The sequence below is a fragment of the Pedobacter sp. T50_32 genome, assembly GCF_057652195.1.
Genome location: NZ_JBYFBY010000006.1, coordinates 220,715 through 240,003, shown reverse-complemented (window position 1 = coordinate 240,003; position 19,289 = coordinate 220,715). Strand labels below are relative to the sequence as shown.

Here is a 19,289-nt window from a genome sequence, read left to right as displayed (position 1 = left end):
CTATTGTTAACACTAATGTTGTTGCTTTGTGATATAAAATTTTGAATATAAACAATTTAAAAAAAATGAATAAGCTTAAATTTTCAAAACTTCTTTTTGTTGTAGCTTTAGCAGGTGCTTCTACCTTTACAGCTTGTAAAAAAGACAAGCCAACAGACGAAGAAACAGTATTGTCTGGTTCATTGGCTAATGGTACCGTAATTAAAGGTGATCTTGTAAACGATGTAACTTTGGTGAAAGGAAATACTTACGTTTTAAGAGGTGGTGTGCATGTTAAAGAAGGTAAAACTATCACCATTCAAGATGGAGTTACTGTTAAGCACGATCCTAACGAGCCTGCAACTGCTTATTTATTAATTGAGCCAGGTGCTAAAATTATGGCACAAGGTACGGCAGCTAGTCCTATTGTATTTACTTCAGGTGCAACAACTCCTAAAGAGCAAGATTGGGGTGGTATCATTGTATGTGGTAGAGCACCGGTAAATGGTGAAGGTGGTCGTATTTCATCTGAAATGGGCGCTGGAGTAACTTACGGTGGAACTGTTGCTAACGACAATTCTGGTGTGTTGAAATATATGCGTGTAGAATTTACTGGTAGAAAACAAACTGCAGATAAAGAGCACAATGGTTTCACTTTTGAAGGAGTAGGTAACGGAACATTAGTAGAAAATTTAGCTGTATATAGAGGTGGTGATGATGCTTTTGAATGGTTCGGTGGTACAGTTAACGTAAAATATTTGTTCGCTTACGGTGCACAAGATGATACTTTCGATTGGACTTTCGGTTGGTCGGGTAAAGCTCAGTTCTTAGTAGGTGTACAAGCAGACGGTGTAGCTGATAGAGGTATTGAGGCAGATAATAGCGATAAAAACAACGCTGCTAATCCTTTCTCTAATCCAACTTTATCAAACGTGACTTTAGTAGGTTCATTAATCGCTAAAACTGGTGATGATCCGACCGCAGTTAAAGATACAGATGTTGGTAAAACTACTGGTTTAAAATTGCGTCAAGGTACTAAAGGTAAGTTGCACAACTTCGTAATCTATAACTTTAACAATGGTGTAGATGTAGAGCACAATGGAACTTTAGCTAACATGACAGACGGTTCTTTAACTATCAAAAATTCAGATATCTCTAACATCAAAACTTGGGCATTTAAAGTATCAAGTGGAAGTCCAGCTTTTACTGGTGCAAATCCATTCATTACTGGTCCATATACTAACACTATTACAGAAACTAGCACTAAACCTGCTTACATCACAGGTGTATTTGTTGGTACTTCTAACACAGGTTCGGTAGATCCAACTACATTAGATCCTTTCTTTACTGCTGCTAACTACAAAGGTGCAGTACAAGCAGGTTCTGATTGGACTAACGCTTTATGGGTTAGAACTGATAAAAGATAATCTTAATTAGTTAACTGATATAAAGGTGCATTGTGAAAGCAATGCACCTTTTTTTATTTGGCGCTAGGTTCATAGGCATAAACTACTTCGTATGCCTCCTTTCTCAATTTTGGAGGAAGTTTCCCTATTGGTAAATCATTGATTTGAGGTGTAGGTTCGCAAACAGAGTAAGCTCTATTGTTGTAATTAATGGTTTTGCCAATTGGTTTATCAAACTGAACAGCCATGGTTACATGGGTAGGGTAAAGCAACACAATCATTGGTAAATCGTAAATCTCCTTTACTAAATAAAAGAATAAAGCGGCTCTATCGTCGCAATCGCTGTATGGGTTTAGTAAAGTTTGTTCTGGCGACAACCTCTTTTCTTTACCAAAGTTTTCATGATCGTTTTCATACAAGAAAGCATATCTGGTAAACTTCATCAAATAATTTACACCATTTTTTACAGACATACCGTCTATATTCTTTTTTAATGTAGGGATTAAAGAACCGTACGTCTCTTTGGTTAAAGGGATGTTAAAATAATACGAAAAATCTACACCAGGATAGTTCTTAAAAATACTTTCTACCTCTGGGCTCACTTTAATGTCGAAATGATAGTCTTGGGCGCCATATTTAAATGAAACTTGCTTCTTATCATAATTCGATGGATTAAAATCAGGCATTTTGGTAATCTGATAAGAGAAAGGTTTGGTAGCTTCAGCTATACCAATCATTTCGGTATCAGGTATCGAAGTAAAATTAGTGTGGATATAATCATGATAGTTTAAGCACATATACTTTTTGTTATCCAACATTAGATATGGGATATCAAAGATCTTCTCCTTGTTGTAAACATACATGATGATCCTATTGTCAGCCAAAATTAAGCGAGCATCGTAACCACTTTTTCCTAGTAGAAACCATTTATACAATGTGTATTGCTCATAGTTCTTTTTCTTTGCGCAAATGGTTTCGGCAGTTCTTCTAATGAGCTGATAAAAGAGCCAGTCGTTTAACTGTTTCTTTTTTTGGAAGGCCAACAGTGTATCAACTATAGGTTGGTAGTTGCTCGCTTCTAAAGTATGATAAGCGGAAGAAATGTACTGGGTATTAAATTCAACTTTTTTCTTAAGGACGATGTTCGAATCTACATCAATATTAAAGGTGTGACCATAAAACTCAAAGCTGTGCATTTGCCCTTTCACGTTGGTGAACGAACATAAAACTATCAGCAATGCTGAGAGTTTAAAAATGCCATATCGCTTAATTGAGTACATGTCTTAACATTTTGTTAACATTAAATTTAAATATAATTAACGTTAAAATGCAAGAGATTTCTGTAGAAAAAATGAGTTTTTCTACAATTTTAAGATTTCCTGTTAAGTGAATATAAAATAACTCAGGTTTTACAAGGACTTAACATTGCCAAGCTACATTTGTGACGTTAAATATTTGGTTAGTATTTATCATACAGTTTAGGTTAGTTGATAGCAAAAAGCCCCGATGGATGTCGAGGCTTTTGCTTTTGTAGATACTTTGAAAGTTATTAGTGAACTGAAAACTCTTAACTGAAAACTTCTAACTGGTTAAAGGTTCTTTCCAACCTTTTCTAAAATATCTGCTGGAATTTTATGTGTATCTACTACCAAAAATCCATCTAAACAATCAGAAAACTTAGGGTCGATATTGAAACAGATAATTTTGGCATTCAAATTCATGTACTGGCGCAATAACACCGGAATTTTAATATGATGATTTTCGATATCCCCAATTAATCCGTCTAAGTCTTTCAAGCTTTCGCTCTGTTCAATCAATAAGTCGGTATCAATAGGTGTAAGATCCGCTTTAAACTTATTTCTCGGTTTTACGTAATGCGCCATCTCGTAATCGAAGTGGTTTTTCGTAATAAAATCTACAATTAAAGATTTGCTGAACTTCGAAAAGCTATTGCTAATACTTACTGGTCCAATCATGTAGCGGTACTGTGGATTTAGAATTAAATACTTCAAAATACCTTTCCACAATAGAAAAAGAGGCAGTGGTTTTAATTGATATTCCTTTCTAATCCACGATCTACCTAGTTCAATCCCTTGTCTTAAAATTGGGTAGAATGGTTCTTTGATTTTGAAGAGCTCGGAAATATAGAAGCCACGTTTACCCATGGTGTCCAAAATTTCATCGCCTTTGCCAATTCGGTAAGCACCCACAATCATCTGTGTTTCTTTATCCCAAATAAAGAGGTGGTTGTAGTAAATATCGTAGTTGTCTAAATCTATTTTCTTATTGGTGCCCTCGCCAACCTGTCTAAAAGTAATTTCACGTAAACGCCCAATTTCTCTTAAAATATTGGGAATACCCGTAGTTGGAACGATATACACTTCATAAGCTTTCTCTTCCCAAACTTTGTATTCGGTTAAGTTGGCCACTTCTTTAGCCATCAGTTCCTTGCTGGTCTCTGCAACTATTTCTTCAGGCTTTTTCTTAATCTTAAATAGATTGATGGGATTAAAAAGCTTTCTTTCCTGTTCTATGCTAGTTCCTAGTGCATAGGTTCTAGCTCTTAAGAAATCAAGTAGCTTATTAGTATCCTTGTTGTAATTAATGTCTTCAATTTTGATAGGCTTGCCAATACGAACTTTAATTTTCAGCCCCTGCTTATTCAAAAACTCTGATGGTAGTTTTGCTGTACGTAACGTAGGATGAATAAAACTCAGGATGTTAAACAGCACACCATTATTACCATGAAAATAAATTGGAACCACTGGAAGTTTTGCTTTTGAAACCAATTTTCCAACCACCGGATGCCAAAGTCTGTCGGTAATTTCCTGCTTTTCTAAGTTAAAGGTAGAAACTTCGCCAGCCGGGAAAATCCCGATAGGAGTGCCACTCCGTAGCAAATCGAAAGTAGATTTTAAACCGCTAATGCTTGAGGAGTGCTGTACATTTTCGAACGGATTTACCGCCACAAAAAACTCACTCAGGTTTGGTATTTTCTTTAGGATGAAATTCACCATTACCTTAGCTTCTGGTCTAACGGTGCAAAGTAGCTTTACCAAAGCCAAGCCTTCTACACCGCCATATGGGTGATTGGCAATGGCAATAAATCCGCCAGTTTTCGGGATGTGTTTCAGGTCATCCTCATCAAAATCTATAGAAACACCAATGGTTTCCAATATCTTATCCACAAACTCTAAGCCCTCGAAATGTTGGTTTTTGGAGAACACCTTGTTAATGTCGTTCAACTTCATTACCTCCATTAAAAGGGTTGCAAGTCCTGGTACGCCTAACTTATCTATTTTGGTTGCCTGGGCAAACTCGTGTTTGGTTATGATCTTCATTTATAAATAATAAGCTGCAATGCAAATCCAAAATTAACGATTATATTTATATACCTTCTAATCTATGAAAATATGAAGAACTGGCTAATCAATAATTTTGGTTTTAGCAAGCGGGAGTATAACGGATTATTGTATCTTTTGTTATTGATCTTGCTTGTCACTTTCACGCCTTATGCTTATCAATATTATCTCCATAAAAATCAAGCGACAACATCTCAAGAAAAGTTGGCACTACAGCAACTAGTGTTAGTAGATAGATATCAGCAAAGGAAGTACGAAAGCACAAGAAATGAGATCGAAGGCAGTAATGTCAAACAGCCAGCTCATTATTTTCCGTTCGATCCCAACGTCATCACAGAAAAAGAATGGCAGCAATTTGGACTTTCTTACAAGCAGGCTATGTCTATCGTGAATTACGTGAAGAAAGGAGGGAAATTTTATAAGCCCGAAGATTTGAAGAGGATGTACACCATATCTCCCGAAAAATATGAAGCTTTATTACCTTATGTTTCCATCGCAAAAAGAGAACAGCTAGATCAGAAACCGACGTTTACGTATACAAAGAAAGAACCTGTAATTGTAGAAATCAACACTGCAGATACGTTGGAGTTGGATAAAATTAAGGGCGTTGGTGCAGCTTTCGCAAGGCGGATTGTAAAATATCGTGAACGCCTAGGTGGTTTTTACACCAAGGAACAATTGTTTGAAGTTTTCGGGGTAGACACACCAAAATTCATGGAAATTAAAGATCAAGTGAAAATTGACTTAGATGGCATTAAAAAGATCGACATCAACAAAGTGGAATTTGATGATTTAAAAAGACATCCTTATTTAAGTTTTAAGCAAATGAATGCCATTATTCAATACAGAAAGCAGCATGGGGTTTATAAAGGTATAGCCGATTTAAATAAAGTCCTGATTTTAAAACCAGAAATTATTGAAAAGATAGCGCCGTATTTAGAATTTAAATGATGTGATATAAAGTAGCCCATGGTTTAAACCGTGGCTATGAAGTTAAACATATCAATAGTTTTAGCCATTTTTATATGTTTTTTTGCTTCATTATTCGAAATGTAATAATAATCCACTGCGCTTTCTTAAATTTGGATGATGTTTTAATTAGCAGCTTGCGATTAAGTGACTGTTAAACCTTCCAATATTGAAACAATTAACCAATGGTATCCGATAAAATCAAACAAATCATTAGGGACGTACCCGATTTTCCAAAACCAGGAATTATCTTCAAAGACATTACCCCAATATTGAAAAATCCTGCTTTGTGTAACGAAATTGCCGATGCATTAGCTGAACAGCTTCAGGGACTTAAGATAGATGTAGTAGCTGGTATAGAAAGCAGAGGCTTTTTGTTTGGCTTAGCGTTAGCGCAAAAGCTAAACGTTCCTTTTGTACCGATAAGAAAAGCTGGGAAATTACCTTATAAAACGGTACAGCAGTCTTATGATTTAGAATACGGAAGTGCGACCTTGGAAGTTCACGAGGATGCTTTTGAAGCTGGACAGAATGTTTTGATACACGATGACCTATTGGCTACTGGCGGAACTGTAGTAGCAGCATCAAAATTGGTACAAAAATTAGGTGCGAATGTGGCTGGCTATTCGTTCCTGATCAACTTAGCTTTTCTTAACGGTAAGGATAGATTGCAGCTGTACAGCGAAAGTGTGTTTTCGTTGGCAGATTATTAGAGAGAAGATTTTAGCTATAAAAGCAAAACTGATATAGCAGCATTGGCACTGCTTTTCAAATCGTTAGGCAAATTGTGATATTTCTTTTAAAATATTTCTAATAAAATATTGCGAATTTAAAATTGAAACATTACTTTTGCAGTCCGTTAACGATACGGAAATGCTTTCGTAGCTCAACTGGATAGAGCATCTCACTACGGATGAGAAGGTTTGGGGTTCGAATCCCTACGAGAGCACAAACAATTAGGTAAAGCCTTGCCGCCCAAGCGGGAAGGCTTTTAATTTTTAAAGACAAACTTAAATGCTCAATTTAGTTCTCTTTGGCCCTCCGGGTGCAGGCAAAGGCACCCAATCTCAAAAACTAATTGATAAATATCAACTAGTACACATCTCTACCGGCGATCTTTTTAGAGGCCACATCAAAAACCAAACTACGCTAGGAAAACAAGTAAGTAAATTAATTGCAGACGGCGAGTTAGTGCCAGATAGCATTACAATTGCAATGTTAGAGGAGGAGGTAGATAAAAATCCAGATGCAAAGGGTTTTATTTTTGATGGTTTCCCTCGTACAGTACCGCAAGCCGAAGAGTTAGATAAATTCTTGGAAGGCAAATCTTCTAAAATTAATGGTGTAATTGCTTTAGATGTTGATCAAGATGAATTGACACGTCGTATTGCAGAGCGTCATAAAATTAGTGGCAGGCCAGATGATGATGCAGAAAAACTAAAAAAACGTATCGACGAGTATTTCACTAAAACTATCCATGTTTTACCATACTACGAAGGTCAAGGTAAATTGATTAAAGTTAATGGTATTGGTGAAATAGAAGTTATTTTCGGCGACCTTTGTAAGGTAATCGATAACTACTAAAATGAATTTTAGCGATTAGCATTGAGCGTCGCACGATACATAATTTATTAAAGAAGCATCCGTATGAAATACATTAGCTATTTTTGCGGATGTTTTTTAGTTTTTTACCACAAAGGCACGAAGAACACAAAGATTTTGTGGATTGCAATTGCGCAATATCCTAACTGCTAAGTAATAAACAATATAGCCATTTAACAATCGTACTTCGTAAATCTAAAATCGTAATTCCCTATGTCTCAAGGCTCCAATTTTGTTGATTATGTAAAGATCTGTTGCCGCTCTGGTAAAGGTGGTGCTGGCTCTGCGCATTTGCACCGTGACAAACATACGGCTACTGGTGGTCCAGATGGTGGTGATGGCGGTAGAGGTGGTCATATCATCTTGCAAGGTAATGCCCAATTTTGGACTTTACTGCACTTGAAGTACCGCAAGCACATCATTGCAGAAGATGGTGGCGCTGGTGGTAGTGGGCATAAATTCGGAAAACAAGGCAAGGATGAGGTTTTGGAAGTACCACTAGGAACTATTGCTAGAGATGCAGAGACTGGTGAGGTGCTTTTCGAAATTACGGAAGATGGTGAAACTAAAATATTAACCGCTGGTGGTAGAGGGGGCTTAGGAAACGCTCACTTTAAATCGCCAACATTGCAAACTCCACGTTTTGCGCAACCTGGAGAGCAAGGAAAAGAAGAGTGGGTAGTGTTAGAATTGAAAGTACTGGCTGATGTAGGTTTGGTAGGTTTCCCGAATGCGGGCAAGTCTACTTTGCTTTCAGTAGTTTCGGCGGCTAAGCCAGAAATAGCAGACTATCCATTTACTACCTTAGTACCTAATTTGGGGATCGTTTCTTATAGAGATTCTAAATCTTTTATCATGGCCGATATTCCTGGGATTATTGAAGGAGCTTCGAAAGGAAAAGGCTTAGGATTTAGATTTTTAAGACATATTGAACGTAACTCGGTATTGTTGTTTATGGTGCCAGCAGATACCAGCAGAACAATTGCAGAAGAGTACGAAATTCTAAAAAATGAGCTTCAGGTCTTCAATCCAGAATTAATGCAGAAACCTCATCTGTTGGCAATTACCAAATCGGATATGTTAGATGAAGAATTGAAGGAAGAAATGGCAAAAGAGTTACCAGCGCAGGTTCCATACTTGTTTATTTCTTCTGTAGCGCAGTTGGGATTGGTAGAGTTGAAAGATTTGTTGTGGAAAGCGATTAATACACCTAACTCCTAGAGAAGTTATTTGGTAGGTCAAGAATTATCCTTATTGATATCAAAATAAAAGGCCCGGTAGATTTCTATCGGGCCTTTTAATTTAATATTTGCCATATAATCAGCTACCGTTCAATCACAATATCTTCTAATACAAGCATATCCATTTTTGTCCTTAAAAAGCAATTAAGTGCTTCTTCTGGCGTATTTACAATAGGCTCATTTTCATTGAATGACGTATTCAGCAAGATAGGAACACCTGTTTTTGAGTAGAAATTATTAATCAATCCAAAATATTTAGGTTCTATAGTTTCGTCTACACTTTGTAGCCTTCCAGTGCCATCTACGTGTGTAACTGCCGGAATTTTTACTCTTTGATCTTCTTTAATTAGAAATACTTTCTCCATGAAAGGAACATCGTCTACCTGCTCAAAATAATCGGGGATGTATTGTTTTAGTATCGAAGGTGCAAAAGGCCTAAAAGATTCTCTTCTTTTAATTTTGGCATTAAGTATCTCCTTAGCATCGTTACGACGAGGATCTGCGATGATGGAACGATGTCCTAAGGCTCTAGGTCCAAATTCAGCCCTGCCTTGAAACCATCCTACCACACCAGAATTGATCAAACAAGCCGTTACTTTATCGAATAAAGCATCTCCTTCTAATTTGGTGTAACTGATATTTTTTTCCTTTAAAAGTGCTTCAATATTTTCGTTGCTAAAGCGACTACCCAAATAGCCATGCAACATCGGTTCGGTTCTTGGCTGGTCTAACAACTGGTTATAAACCCAAAGTGCTGCGCCGATACAGGTCCCAGCATCATGACCTGCAGGTGGAATATATACTTTTTTGAAAGGAGTTTTTAAGATGATCTTTCCGTTGGCTACAGAATTTTGAGCTACACCGCCAGCAATACACACAGAATCTAACCCAGTTTTTTGTTGCAGATGCGTCAGCATATGATAAATCACCTCTTCGGTAATTCTTTGTATAGATGTTGCCCAATCTCTATGCGATTGTTCTAATGGCTCTTCGGTTTTTCTGGCAGGGCCAAATTCGCTAAGCAAGGCCTCGCTGTAAAGACTATCCATGGCTGGAATGCCTCCTTCCCAAGCCATATTTACGCCTTTAGTAGGATGATTGAAGTACTTTAGTTCTAACTCGAAAAGACCATTATGCTTAAACTTAATCACCTTTCTCAGCTGATCCAAGTATTTCGGTTCACCGTAGGGTGCTAAGCCCATTACCTTATATTCATCACCGTAATGCGGAAAACCTAACCATTGTGTAAAGGTGGTATAAAACACACCAATGGAATGCGGATAAGACACCGTTTCCATCACCTCTATTTTGTTGCCCTTACCGATGCCGGTCATGGTACTAGTGAAATCTCCAAAGCCATCAATAGAAAGCAATGCCGATTTTTCAAAAGGTGAAGCAAAGAAAGCACTAGCCAAATGACTTCTATGATGCTCTACATTATGAATTTTAGCCTTTAATTCTCCGGCCTGTAAATTGAAATGTTGCACAAATTCATCTTCTATAGATGCCGCCTTTTTTAAATTTTTCACCCTATCAAGGATGTTGCTCAGCTTCAATCTATTCTTTAGCGCAGTCATAGCTTTTTTGCCTAAGTTCGCTTTAGGATCTCTTGAAATAGCAATATGATCTATGTCTTTAATTGAAATGCCTGCTTCTTTAAGACAGAAGTTAATTGCCTCAGTAGGAAAACCCGCCCAATGTTTAATTCGCCTAAAACGTTCTTCTTCAGAAGCTGCGATAAGCTGGCCGTTTTTGTAGATACATGCAGACGAATCTCCATGATAAGCATTAATTCCTAAAATATACATAATAATTTGCTGTCGTTAAATAACTGATTGCGAAGATATAAAAATGATAGATGTTCTAAAACAAAAAGGAGTATAGGGTTATGCTTTAGCAACTTTGCTAATATATTTTAACCAAATGTACACCAGTATAATCAATACGGCGTAAACTACAATATTGAATAGGTCGTGGTGATCCATATTTACTAGTGGATCTCTGCGGTTCCAATACAAGGATAATAATACGAGTCTCAAAGTGTTCAGCAGCTGAATAACGATCAATCCTAAAGCTAAGAAGCCGTATCTTGCTTTTATCCGACCTGGAAATGTAATTACAAATGCAGCGAATACGCTCATGACGCCATACCCTAAGCAACTATAAACCATGGTGAACCCATATTTACCGATCACTTTCAATTGGTATTTGTTTGTGTAAACAATATAATCGAACCATCTTAAAACCGTTGCAGTACTCTCAATAGTGAACCTGCGCCACCAATTGATATAATTTAAATGTTCATCTAAGAAAGGGATATAAATACCACCTTTGGCCGTTACACCTATAAATGCGGTATTAAAACCTTCCAATAGGAAATAGAGAGCTATAAAGTAGACTACGAACCTAATATAAGGATCTTTCCAGCGGGAAGAGATGTAGTTAATGAGCTTGCTCATTTCTTTTATTGTTTAATTTTTCTTCAATTTTAGTATCAATGATTATTCTAAACCAAAATCCTTGAAGGAAATGAAAAAGGATTCCAGTCCTCCCATCTAAGAAGCCTAATTTAAATGTCATTCTATATCCAAAATATAGGAAAGGTCTTACAAAACGAGGCATGTTCCACCAAATACGTTTTAAAGAGGCCATTCGCTGATATGGGTCGCCAAATAAATTAGGTTGAATGCTCTGTGTTCTCAAGGCCTGCATTCGCTCTATTTCCTCTTCGGCCACTAAGTCGCTGTACCTATTATGTTTGCTAATCCAAAAACTAATTTCATTTTCTTTCAAGTTCTCTTCTAAAATGTGCCCTTTTTTCCAAATAAGAGTATTACCTGTTACAAGAAACCGATGATCCATGTTCTCATTTAGGTCCGAATATCCAAAGTTACGACGAAACATTTTAAGCTGATATTTCGGATAGTAACCTCCGTATTTGATCCATTTACCTTTAAAGATGTTTTTGCGATTGAAGTAGATACCATTGATCTCTCTGTGTTGATCATCGTTAAAGCTAGCTAGTTGAGTAAAAAGCTCAGCAGTTACGACTTGATCAGCGTCTAGTCCGATAATCCAAGGCGTTTGAATATCGAAATTTTTAAGCGCAAAATCCCATTGTTTAGGGTGGTTTTCAAAGGAATGATACTTTATTTCTGCACCAAAACTAGCGGCAATCTGTAGAGTTTGATCTGTGCTTCCAGAATCTAGTATGAATAACGGCGCATTTAAACTACTGATGGAATTTAGCAAACGAGGAAGATGGATTTCTTCGTTAAAAGTTAGTATAATAAAACTAAATAGTTTGCTCATTTAAATGGTAGCTCTTATGACCATAGACTTCCAAAGATAAGGTAATCTTCCACAGCCGACGAAATGAGTAACTTTAAAGCCCTGTTCTGTTAGCAGCTTGCTCAAAGTTTTTTTAGACCATAGTTTAATGTGCCCGCCATCCCAAAGAGGATCTGCGTGGCTGTCCCATTTGCCTGTTAGGGCAATAGTAAGATTTTTAAGATAACCGTGATAGGGAGTTGACAATATAATTTCGCCTCCTCCATTTGTTAAAAGTATTTTCTTTGCAAACGAAATAAAAGTTCTAGGATCATAAAGATGTTCAATTACTTCCGTTGAGATAATTGTTTTAATTTTTTTACTTTGCAATTCAAAAGGCAAATCGTCTGAAGATAGATCCTGAATAAAAAAATTGTCATGATTTATCTTCTTTGCCTGATCAATGCCTTGCAAAGACGCATCTGTACCATATGCAGTAAAACCTTTTGATAACAAGGTATTTGTTAACCACCCATTACCACAACCTAAGTCTAGAATATCTCTATCTATATCCTTTTTTAGTAAAGATAATATAGGTTTTAATAGATAAGCTTGAGTATGAGCAGGTTCTGTGGTAGGGAAACCATAATCTTTGTATTCAGACATTTATTATATTAGTTTATAAAGTTCAAGATATTTATTTACGAGTTTGTCTTCATCAAAATCTGCTCTAATTATATTTAAGGCATTTTCTCTGATATTCGTTCTTTTTGCTTTCTCAAAAAAGGAAGTTTTTATACCCTGTGCTAATTTGTCAGGGTCATTTGTATCAAAAACCCATCCTAGGTTTGTATGCTCAACATAATCGGCAAGACCTACGTTATTACTAACTAAGACAGGAGTTCCTACAGACAGCGCTTCTATCACTACATTAGCGAAGTTCTCCTTAAAAGATGGTAATATAAGTAAGTCAGATGATGCTAACCATTGAAATTTTTGTTCATCGTTTAAATGACCTAACCAACTTATTCTATCGCTGATCTGATACGAGGACGTTAGAGTTCTTAAGTTATCCACATAAAGAGGATCTCCCTCTCCTCCAATATTTAAATGCCAATTTATGTCAACTGTAGCAAGCGCTTCAAATAGATTTTCCAATCCTTTTATTTCATTAATCCTACCTAGAAAAATAAGATTGAACCCCTCTATTTTTCCATTATTAAGTGGAGAAAAAGATGGCATTTTTACAAAGTTTGCGATTATGGTCGTCTCTTTATCTAGAAATCTACGGATGTCATCATTTTCTATCTTACTTGTAGCGTGAACGTATACATATTTCAGTAGACTTTTACCTATGAAAAAATGTATCACCCTTTTGCTAATTGAGTTATTGTTGCTTAGCGTATACTCGTTTAACATCCCTCTGGGTGATAAGATGACTTTTACACCATGCCATTTGGCTACCAGCGCAGAAAAAATGGAAACCAAGTTCCACCAGGCGTGAATATGAACCACAAGCTGCGGCTTTGATGATTGGCGTTTGACATTTTTGATTGTTCGGTGCAGAAAACTCAAAAGGGACGGAGAAAAGTGCGTATGATCTTTCGTTAAGCGTTTGAAATAATACACCTTCACACCATCTACCAATGTTTCTTTACCAATGGGTACATCCAATTCATCCTTGCCGTTAGCGGTAGTAGCTAATACTAGCACATCTTGGCCAGCTTTCACCAGTTCTTCCGACAGTTTGGAAACCGACATGGTTGGCCCGCCGTAAACGTAGGCTGGTTTATAGGCCGCACATATTTGGATGATCTTCATACCCCCTTAGCCCCCTGAAGGGGAAAAACAGTATAATGTCTTGAAAATGTCGATTTATTATTCACTCGTATAAAAACTCCCCTTTAGGGGTTGGGGGTTGACAACTTACTATGCTTATAACCATAAGAGAAATAAACAATAAGTCCGACAACTAACCAAATACCGAAGCCTACCCAATTGCTCAGCTCTAATTCGCACATCATATAAAGACAGCTAATTAAGCCCAATACAGGAATTAAGGAAAGATTTTTGGTGATGGATAAATAAGTTACGATCAAACAAATGATCATAAATATCCACATCGGAATTTTATGCTTGAACAAATGCCATCCACTTTCATATTTCTTAAGTTCGCTTACAGCCGATTTGGTCATGAAGCTTTCGTATTGCTCGGTTTTTAGGTTGCTCAAATAAGCTTCTGCATCAATTTGTTTGCCTTGCAACACCACTGGACTAGCACTAATTTCGTTCTTCACTGTTTGCAATTCCTCCGCATTTAATGAAGTTACAAAGGTTACAGGACTAATCACTTTGGCTTCGTTGGTGATAAAAGCTATTGTTTCCTTTTTGAATTGCGTAAAGGCAATCACGAAACCGCCAATTAATAGGATAGGCGCAACAAATTTTGCGTTTACGTAAGGGATCTTAAATTTACCTCGTTGTACATCTGGTCTGTTTTGAAGTACTAAAACCCCTGCACAAACCAATACAAAGGCAAACAAGGTGCCAATAGAACAAAGGTCGGTAACGGTAGTTAGGTTCAAAAATAAAGAGGGGATAGCCACTACAAAACCAACTACAATGGTAGAAAAAGATGGGGTTTTAAATTTAGGGTGGATTTTAGAAAAAGCAGGAGGTAGAAGACCATCACGGCTCATGCTCATCCAAATGCGTGGTTGTCCCATTTGAAATACCAACAGTACAGATGCCATCGCAAATACTGCACTCACGGCAATAATGCCACTCATCAATTTTAAATCAATCTGATCAAACACGTAGGCCAATGGATCGCCAACGGCTAAGGTGTTATATTTTACAATACCAGTTAAAACCAATGCAATAGCAATATATAGGGTTGTACAAATGATAATTGCCCACATCATCCCTCTGGGTAAATCTCGTTGCGGATTTTTACACTCTTCTGCTGTAGTAGAAATGGCATCGAAACCGATATAGGCAAAAAATACAGCCGATACGCCCTTCAGTACACCAGATATTCCATTAGGTGCAAATGGGTTCCAGTTTTCTGTATCTACATAGAATACGCCTACTGCCAATACCAACAAGATCACTGCTAGTTTAACCACTACCATGGCATTGCTGGCATTTCTAGATTCTTTCATCCCTCTATAAACCAACCAGGTAATAAAGATGATGATAGCTAGCGCCGGAAGATCGGCAACCAAATGGAAGCCTCCAATTTGTGGTGCGGTATTCCAAGCGTTGGCCGCAATACGGGTAGCATCATCTAAGTTAGCCATGCTCTTGCCTGCGTTTACCAAGGCTTCGGCATGTTTATGACCATTATAGGCGCTCAGGTAATCCATACTTGCCCAATCTGGCACATGGATACCATTAATGCCTAATGCGGGTATTTTGATGGAAGAGAGTAAGCCTGTAAAGTAATCGGACCAGGAAATGGCCACCGTAATATTGCCAATGGCATATTCCATAATCAACGACCAACCAATGATCCATGCCACCAACTCGCCAAATGCTACATAAGAATAGGTGTAAGCGCTACCAGAAACAGGTACCATCGACGCAAATTCTGCATAAGCGAAAGCTGCAAAGCTACAGGCAATAGCAGTAAAAATAAATAAAAAAATTACTGCCGGACCACCATCGGCACTTGCTTTACCAATGGTACTGAAAATCCCCGCGCCAATAATTGCTGCAATACCGAAAGCTGTAAGATCTCTTACGCCTAAAGTTTTATGTAGTGATGCTTCATGATCGCCATAACCTTTTTGGGCATCGGCCAATATTTTGCTAACTGATTTTTTTCTGAATAGGTTGTTTAGCATTTGCTAGGTTTTGTTTGATGTTGGCGCAATTTACGATTTTAGATTTATTTTATACGATGCATCTGAACGAGGTTCGTCATACCCAAATGATTGGGTGGGCGTAATTCGATAGAAGGGTTTATTTACCACCTAAGACACCTAAGTACATATCAGTTGCTTGATTTTGATTAACCGTATGAGACATTTAAGTTCATTTAAGATTTGGTTATTATGCACAAGCTCTAATCTTAGCGTCATGCCCAACTCGATTGGGTATCGTAATGCGATAAAAGGATTTTATTTACCACCTAAGATACCTAAGATCACTTGAGTTTTTATAGCATGCTATGCTGACATCACATAACACACTAACACAAATACGGGTATCCAAAATGGTTAAGCACTATATGTCCCCCTTTGGAGGGGGTAGGGGGAGGAATTAAGCCTGCTCCTATAAATCTTCGCCAGATCTCTTACCCCAATTTCTCCAACTCTTCCTTCACAAAGCTCGCTAACTCTTTGATATATTCTGCGCTGAAATCGAATTTGATGCCCGCAGTTTCGTAAATTTCATTCATTGGTTTAGTATAACCCAAAGCCAAGGCATCTAAATATTGTTGCAATCCTCTCTCAGAATTTTCCTTATAGTTTTTCCAAACGGCAATAGCACCTAGTTGTGCAATGGCGTATTCAATATAATAGAAAGGAACCTCGAACAAGTGCAACTGTTTTTGCCAAACGTTACCGAATTGCTGTTCAAATTCACTCCAATCTGCAAAGCCAGCACCAAAGCGAGTATAGATCTGTTTAAAAGCTTCTTCTCTATCGGCAGCGTTGTGTTCTGGGTTGGTGTAAATCCAATGTTGGAATTGATCGATCACCGCTACCCAAGGCAAGGTCTTTAATACATCTACCAACTGCTCTTTCTTAGCCCTGATCAAATCATCTTCCTTGTCGAAATACACCGACCATTGATCCATGGAAATTAACTCCATACTCATCGAAGCCAGCTCTGCCACTTCAGAAGGACAGTGTTTGAAATCATTCAATTCCAAATTGGCCGTTAAAAAGGTATGAATTGCATGACCACCTTCGTGCACCATAGTGGTTAAATCGCGTAGGGAATTGGCCGAGTTCATAAAGATGAAAGGTGCACCCGTTTCTGCCAGTGGGTAGTTGTAACCTCCAGGAGCTTTGCCCATTCTGCTTTCCACATCGAAAAGGTTGTTTGCTTTCATGATGGCTAATTTTTCACCTAAAGATGGATCGATCTGATTGAAACAAGCAATCGACTTGTCGATTAAATCTGCACCATTTTGGAAAGGCTTTAATGCCGGTTTCCCAGTAGTGCTCACTTCTAAATCCCAAGGTTTCAATTCTGCTAAACCCAAAACTTCTTGGCGTTTTTCGGCTTGCTCCTTTAAAATCGGCACAATTTCCTGCTCAATGGCTTCCGCAAATTTGTAACAGTCTCTTGGCGTATAATCAAAGCGACCCAAAGCTTGGAACATGTAATCTCTGTAGTTCTCGAAACCTGCGTTTAAACCTACTTGGTGACGTAGTTTCACCAATTCATCAAACAAGATGTTCAATTGGTCTTTATCCACCAATCGGCGTTGTTGTATGGTTTCCCAAACCTGCTGACGAACGCTGCGGTCGGTATCTTTTAAGAAATTGCTGGCTTGCTCCAAAGTGTACTCCTGATCGTTAATTGTCACACTCATGGCACCAGTAATCCCTTGATACTTTTGTTGTTTTACTTGTAGCTCAGTGAATAAAGGAATGTTTTCTTCCCTGAATAACTCTAAAGCCTTACGAACGCCACGGAGGTAAACGAAATATTTCTGTTCGTCTAACTCATCTACATAAGCGCTTTCTACTAATTTCTTATTCAATTCATTAGCAAGTGGTGCAATTTTCGGTTCAATCTCTGTAGCAAAATATTGAAAGTCTGTTACCAATTGCTCATTTGCGGTATCACAGCTCATTTTAATGTAACGCCATGCGAAATCTTCTTCCAGTGCTGCCTCCAGCTCGCTCTTATCTTTTAGCCATTGCTCAAGTTCAGCAGCGCTATTGATTGTTCTATGTTGTAATTCCTCGAAAATAGGAGCTAGGTTCTCCCATTTAATTTCTAGGTTTTGGGGGATGTAGGTACGTAGTATCATTTGTAGTTCTAATTTGATATTTACTTTAGATCAAAATGGTTTAAGATGTCTCTCCTGCAAAATTTTATCAATTGTTGAATAGATTTTGTGTCATTTTTATAAAACAAACTACGTGAAAAAAGTAGTTGATTATTTTATCTCTTTTTTGGAATCTCTCAGAAAGATATACTTAAATAGATCTTAAAGTCTAAACTAGTCTCTCTAAAATATTGTTTAATGAGTTCGACTTTAGGATTGTATTGGAGGTCAGAAAATCAATATTTGTTCTAAACTTGACATTGGTTATACTTTCTCAAGTGTCATTTAGATGTTTAAGGTATATATTAGTCTGTATTTGAAATGACCAATTTTTTATAATTTCAAAAGAACGTTGACCAAAGGACACATAATTTCTTTCTCTGATTATTTGTAATATATAATCGCCTAAAGATGTAGAAGATTGGTTTTCAAATATATATCCATTTTTATTATGTTCGATTAAGTCAGCAGCACTACCTACTTTATTGCTGCATATAATTGCCTTTCCACAAGCCATAGCTTCATTAATTGAAAGACCCCAAGTTTCACTTTTTGAAGGCAAGCAAAATATATCACACGCTTGGTAAATTACGGGCAAGTAATTTTGGTTCTGGAAATCCAAAAAAAATATATTCTTGTTCTCTTGTGCGAGTGTTTTTAAATGTTTTTCTTGAGACCCATTGCCAACCATTAGCAGCTTTATATTTGGTTGCTTTAAATTAACTAATTTAAAAGCATCTATTAATATTTGTAAATTTTTCACGTGGTCAAATTTACCAGCATATAATATTACTATATCGTTTGAGGAAATACCTAGTTTTTGTTTTAATATAACTACATCAGTTAGCCTATTTGCAGAAAATCTTTCGTTATCGATAGCATGAGGCGAAAAAATTAACTGCTCGTTTTTGATACCATAATTTTTAAAATAAGCTCTGTTATTGGTGCCGACATAAAATGCTTTATCAATATATCTATATACCCACTTTAAGTACACTTTTTTAAAAAATGATTTTAAATTTCGTTTTTCATTTAATAAAGTAGAGTCCCCTCTAAACCAAATGTGTATTTTACCTTTGAAATATTTCATCGTATTAAAGTGGCTTTTGTAGATGTAGCCGTGCACCAATATCGAATCTGGATGAAATTTTTCTATATTATCTATAAGTTTTGGATTTATAATTCCTTTACTATGATGCGAACCTGGTTCATTTGCTGAATTTTCTACAAATTCATAATCGTAACCTTCCAGTAACGGAATATCCCATTGGATTTCTTTACGAAAACCAGGATCGTATTTATTTGTTAGCCAAGATTCTCCCCATGTGTAAAATACCTTTAATTCGCATTTTTTAGCTAACAGCTGGAATACGGGAACATAGTATTGGATGGGGTGGGTAATTACTACAGCTAGTTTTTTCATGAGAAAGTTGATTCTTCTTTATAA

The 19,289-nt window shown here is 37.1% G+C and carries 15 protein-coding genes and 1 tRNA gene; 6 read left to right on the top strand and 10 right to left on the bottom strand.

Annotation, left to right across the window (positions count from 1 at the left end; genetic code table 11):
* The first annotated feature begins 65 nt into the window (after positions 1–65).
* Positions 66–1,406, top strand: a complete 1,341-nt coding sequence (locus AC23ME_RS17670) for a hypothetical protein (protein ID WP_487729086.1) — start codon at positions 66–68, stop codon at positions 1,404–1,406.
* A 53-nt stretch (positions 1,407–1,459) separates the two neighbouring features.
* On the opposite strand, the gene AC23ME_RS17665 is transcribed toward AC23ME_RS17670, so the two are convergent.
* Together AC23ME_RS17665 and AC23ME_RS17660 are read right to left on the bottom strand one after the other, a co-directional pair.
* Positions 1,460–2,665, bottom strand: a complete 1,206-nt coding sequence (locus AC23ME_RS17665) for a hypothetical protein (RefSeq protein ID WP_487729085.1) — start codon at positions 2,663–2,665, stop codon at positions 1,460–1,462.
* A 309-nt stretch (positions 2,666–2,974) separates the two neighbouring features.
* Complete coding sequence (locus AC23ME_RS17660) at positions 2,975–4,726, bottom strand: bifunctional lysophospholipid acyltransferase family protein/GNAT family N-acetyltransferase (RefSeq protein WP_487729084.1); 1,752 nt, start codon at positions 4,724–4,726, stop codon at positions 2,975–2,977.
* A gap of 72 nt (positions 4,727–4,798) precedes the next feature.
* Here AC23ME_RS17660 and AC23ME_RS17655 point away from each other — a divergent pair, with 72 nt between their 5' ends.
* The 5 genes from AC23ME_RS17655 (at position 4,799) to obgE (ending at position 8,539) form a co-directional block, all read left to right on the top strand.
* Positions 4,799–5,698: a ComEA family DNA-binding protein gene (locus AC23ME_RS17655; protein WP_487729083.1), complete on the top strand. Its 900-nt coding sequence runs from the start codon at positions 4,799–4,801 to the stop codon at positions 5,696–5,698.
* A gap of 203 nt (positions 5,699–5,901) precedes the next feature.
* Positions 5,902–6,429, top strand: coding sequence for an adenine phosphoribosyltransferase (locus tag AC23ME_RS17650; RefSeq protein WP_487729082.1), 528 nt, complete (start codon positions 5,902–5,904; stop codon positions 6,427–6,429).
* A 162-nt stretch (positions 6,430–6,591) separates the two neighbouring features.
* A tRNA-Arg gene (locus AC23ME_RS17645) sits at positions 6,592–6,665 on the top strand.
* A 65-nt stretch (positions 6,666–6,730) separates the two neighbouring features.
* Complete coding sequence (locus AC23ME_RS17640) at positions 6,731–7,300, top strand: adenylate kinase (RefSeq protein ID WP_487729081.1); 570 nt, start codon at positions 6,731–6,733, stop codon at positions 7,298–7,300.
* A gap of 231 nt (positions 7,301–7,531) precedes the next feature.
* Entirely contained in the window at positions 7,532–8,539 is a 1,008-nt protein-coding gene (gene obgE / locus AC23ME_RS17635) for a GTPase ObgE (protein ID WP_487729080.1), read from the top strand.
* Positions 8,540–8,642: 103 nt separating this feature from the next.
* On the opposite strand, the gene AC23ME_RS17630 is transcribed toward obgE, so the two are convergent.
* The 8 genes from AC23ME_RS17630 to AC23ME_RS17595 all read right to left on the bottom strand — a co-directional run bounded on the left by AC23ME_RS17630 (position 8,643) and on the right by AC23ME_RS17595 (position 19,265).
* Positions 8,643–10,367, bottom strand: a complete 1,725-nt coding sequence (locus AC23ME_RS17630; protein ID WP_487729079.1) for a carbamoyltransferase family protein — start codon at positions 10,365–10,367, stop codon at positions 8,643–8,645.
* Between the two features lie 78 nt (positions 10,368–10,445).
* Positions 10,446–11,018, bottom strand: a complete 573-nt coding sequence (gene xrtY / locus AC23ME_RS17625; RefSeq protein WP_487729078.1) for an exosortase Y — start codon at positions 11,016–11,018, stop codon at positions 10,446–10,448.
* On the bottom strand, positions 11,002–11,871 hold the full coding sequence (locus AC23ME_RS17620) for a glycosyltransferase family 2 protein (RefSeq protein ID WP_487729077.1): 870 nt from the start codon (positions 11,869–11,871) through the stop codon (positions 11,002–11,004). Before AC23ME_RS17620 ends, xrtY begins: the two co-directional genes overlap by 17 nt.
* Positions 11,872–12,495: a class I SAM-dependent methyltransferase gene (locus AC23ME_RS17615; RefSeq protein ID WP_487729076.1), complete on the bottom strand. Its 624-nt coding sequence runs from the start codon at positions 12,493–12,495 to the stop codon at positions 11,872–11,874.
* Between the two features lie 3 nt (positions 12,496–12,498).
* Positions 12,499–13,650 carry an XrtY-associated glycosyltransferase XYAG1 gene (locus tag AC23ME_RS17610; RefSeq protein WP_487729075.1) on the bottom strand — a complete coding sequence of 384 codons (1,152 nt, stop codon included), beginning with the start codon at positions 13,648–13,650 and terminating at the stop codon, positions 12,499–12,501.
* 83 nt (positions 13,651–13,733) lie between these two features.
* Entirely contained in the window at positions 13,734–15,677 is a 1,944-nt protein-coding gene (locus AC23ME_RS17605) for an amino acid permease (protein WP_487729074.1), read from the bottom strand.
* A gap of 452 nt (positions 15,678–16,129) precedes the next feature.
* Positions 16,130–17,824, bottom strand: a complete 1,695-nt coding sequence (locus tag AC23ME_RS17600; RefSeq protein ID WP_487729073.1) for a M3 family oligoendopeptidase — start codon at positions 17,822–17,824, stop codon at positions 16,130–16,132.
* A gap of 292 nt (positions 17,825–18,116) precedes the next feature.
* Positions 18,117–19,265: a glycosyltransferase gene (locus AC23ME_RS17595; RefSeq protein ID WP_487729072.1), complete on the bottom strand. Its 1,149-nt coding sequence runs from the start codon at positions 19,263–19,265 to the stop codon at positions 18,117–18,119.
* Positions 19,266–19,289: the final 24 nt, after the last annotated feature.

Excerpts from the sequence above, each read along its gene's own strand:
- AC23ME_RS17670 (WP_487729086.1), top strand. The coding sequence starts at position 66 with ATGAATAAGCTTAAATTTTCAAAACTTCTTTTTGTTGTAGCTTTAGCA.
- AC23ME_RS17665 (WP_487729085.1), bottom strand. The coding sequence starts at position 2,665 with ATGTACTCAATTAAGCGATATGGCATTTTTAAACTCTCAGCATTGCTG.
- AC23ME_RS17660 (WP_487729084.1), bottom strand. The coding sequence starts at position 4,726 with ATGAAGATCATAACCAAACACGAGTTTGCCCAGGCAACCAAAATAGAT.
- AC23ME_RS17655 (WP_487729083.1), top strand. The coding sequence starts at position 4,799 with ATGAAGAACTGGCTAATCAATAATTTTGGTTTTAGCAAGCGGGAGTAT.
- AC23ME_RS17650 (WP_487729082.1), top strand. The coding sequence starts at position 5,902 with ATGGTATCCGATAAAATCAAACAAATCATTAGGGACGTACCCGATTTT.
- AC23ME_RS17640 (WP_487729081.1), top strand. The coding sequence starts at position 6,731 with ATGCTCAATTTAGTTCTCTTTGGCCCTCCGGGTGCAGGCAAAGGCACC.
- obgE (WP_487729080.1), top strand. The coding sequence starts at position 7,532 with ATGTCTCAAGGCTCCAATTTTGTTGATTATGTAAAGATCTGTTGCCGC.
- AC23ME_RS17630 (WP_487729079.1), bottom strand. The coding sequence starts at position 10,367 with ATGTATATTTTAGGAATTAATGCTTATCATGGAGATTCGTCTGCATGT.
- xrtY (WP_487729078.1), bottom strand. The coding sequence starts at position 11,018 with ATGAGCAAGCTCATTAACTACATCTCTTCCCGCTGGAAAGATCCTTAT.
- AC23ME_RS17620 (WP_487729077.1), bottom strand. The coding sequence starts at position 11,871 with ATGAGCAAACTATTTAGTTTTATTATACTAACTTTTAACGAAGAAATC.
- AC23ME_RS17615 (WP_487729076.1), bottom strand. The coding sequence starts at position 12,495 with ATGTCTGAATACAAAGATTATGGTTTCCCTACCACAGAACCTGCTCAT.
- AC23ME_RS17610 (WP_487729075.1), bottom strand. The coding sequence starts at position 13,650 with ATGAAGATCATCCAAATATGTGCGGCCTATAAACCAGCCTACGTTTAC.
- AC23ME_RS17605 (WP_487729074.1), bottom strand. The coding sequence starts at position 15,677 with ATGCTAAACAACCTATTCAGAAAAAAATCAGTTAGCAAAATATTGGCC.
- AC23ME_RS17600 (WP_487729073.1), bottom strand. The coding sequence starts at position 17,824 with ATGATACTACGTACCTACATCCCCCAAAACCTAGAAATTAAATGGGAG.
- AC23ME_RS17595 (WP_487729072.1), bottom strand. The coding sequence starts at position 19,265 with ATGAAAAAACTAGCTGTAGTAATTACCCACCCCATCCAATACTATGTT.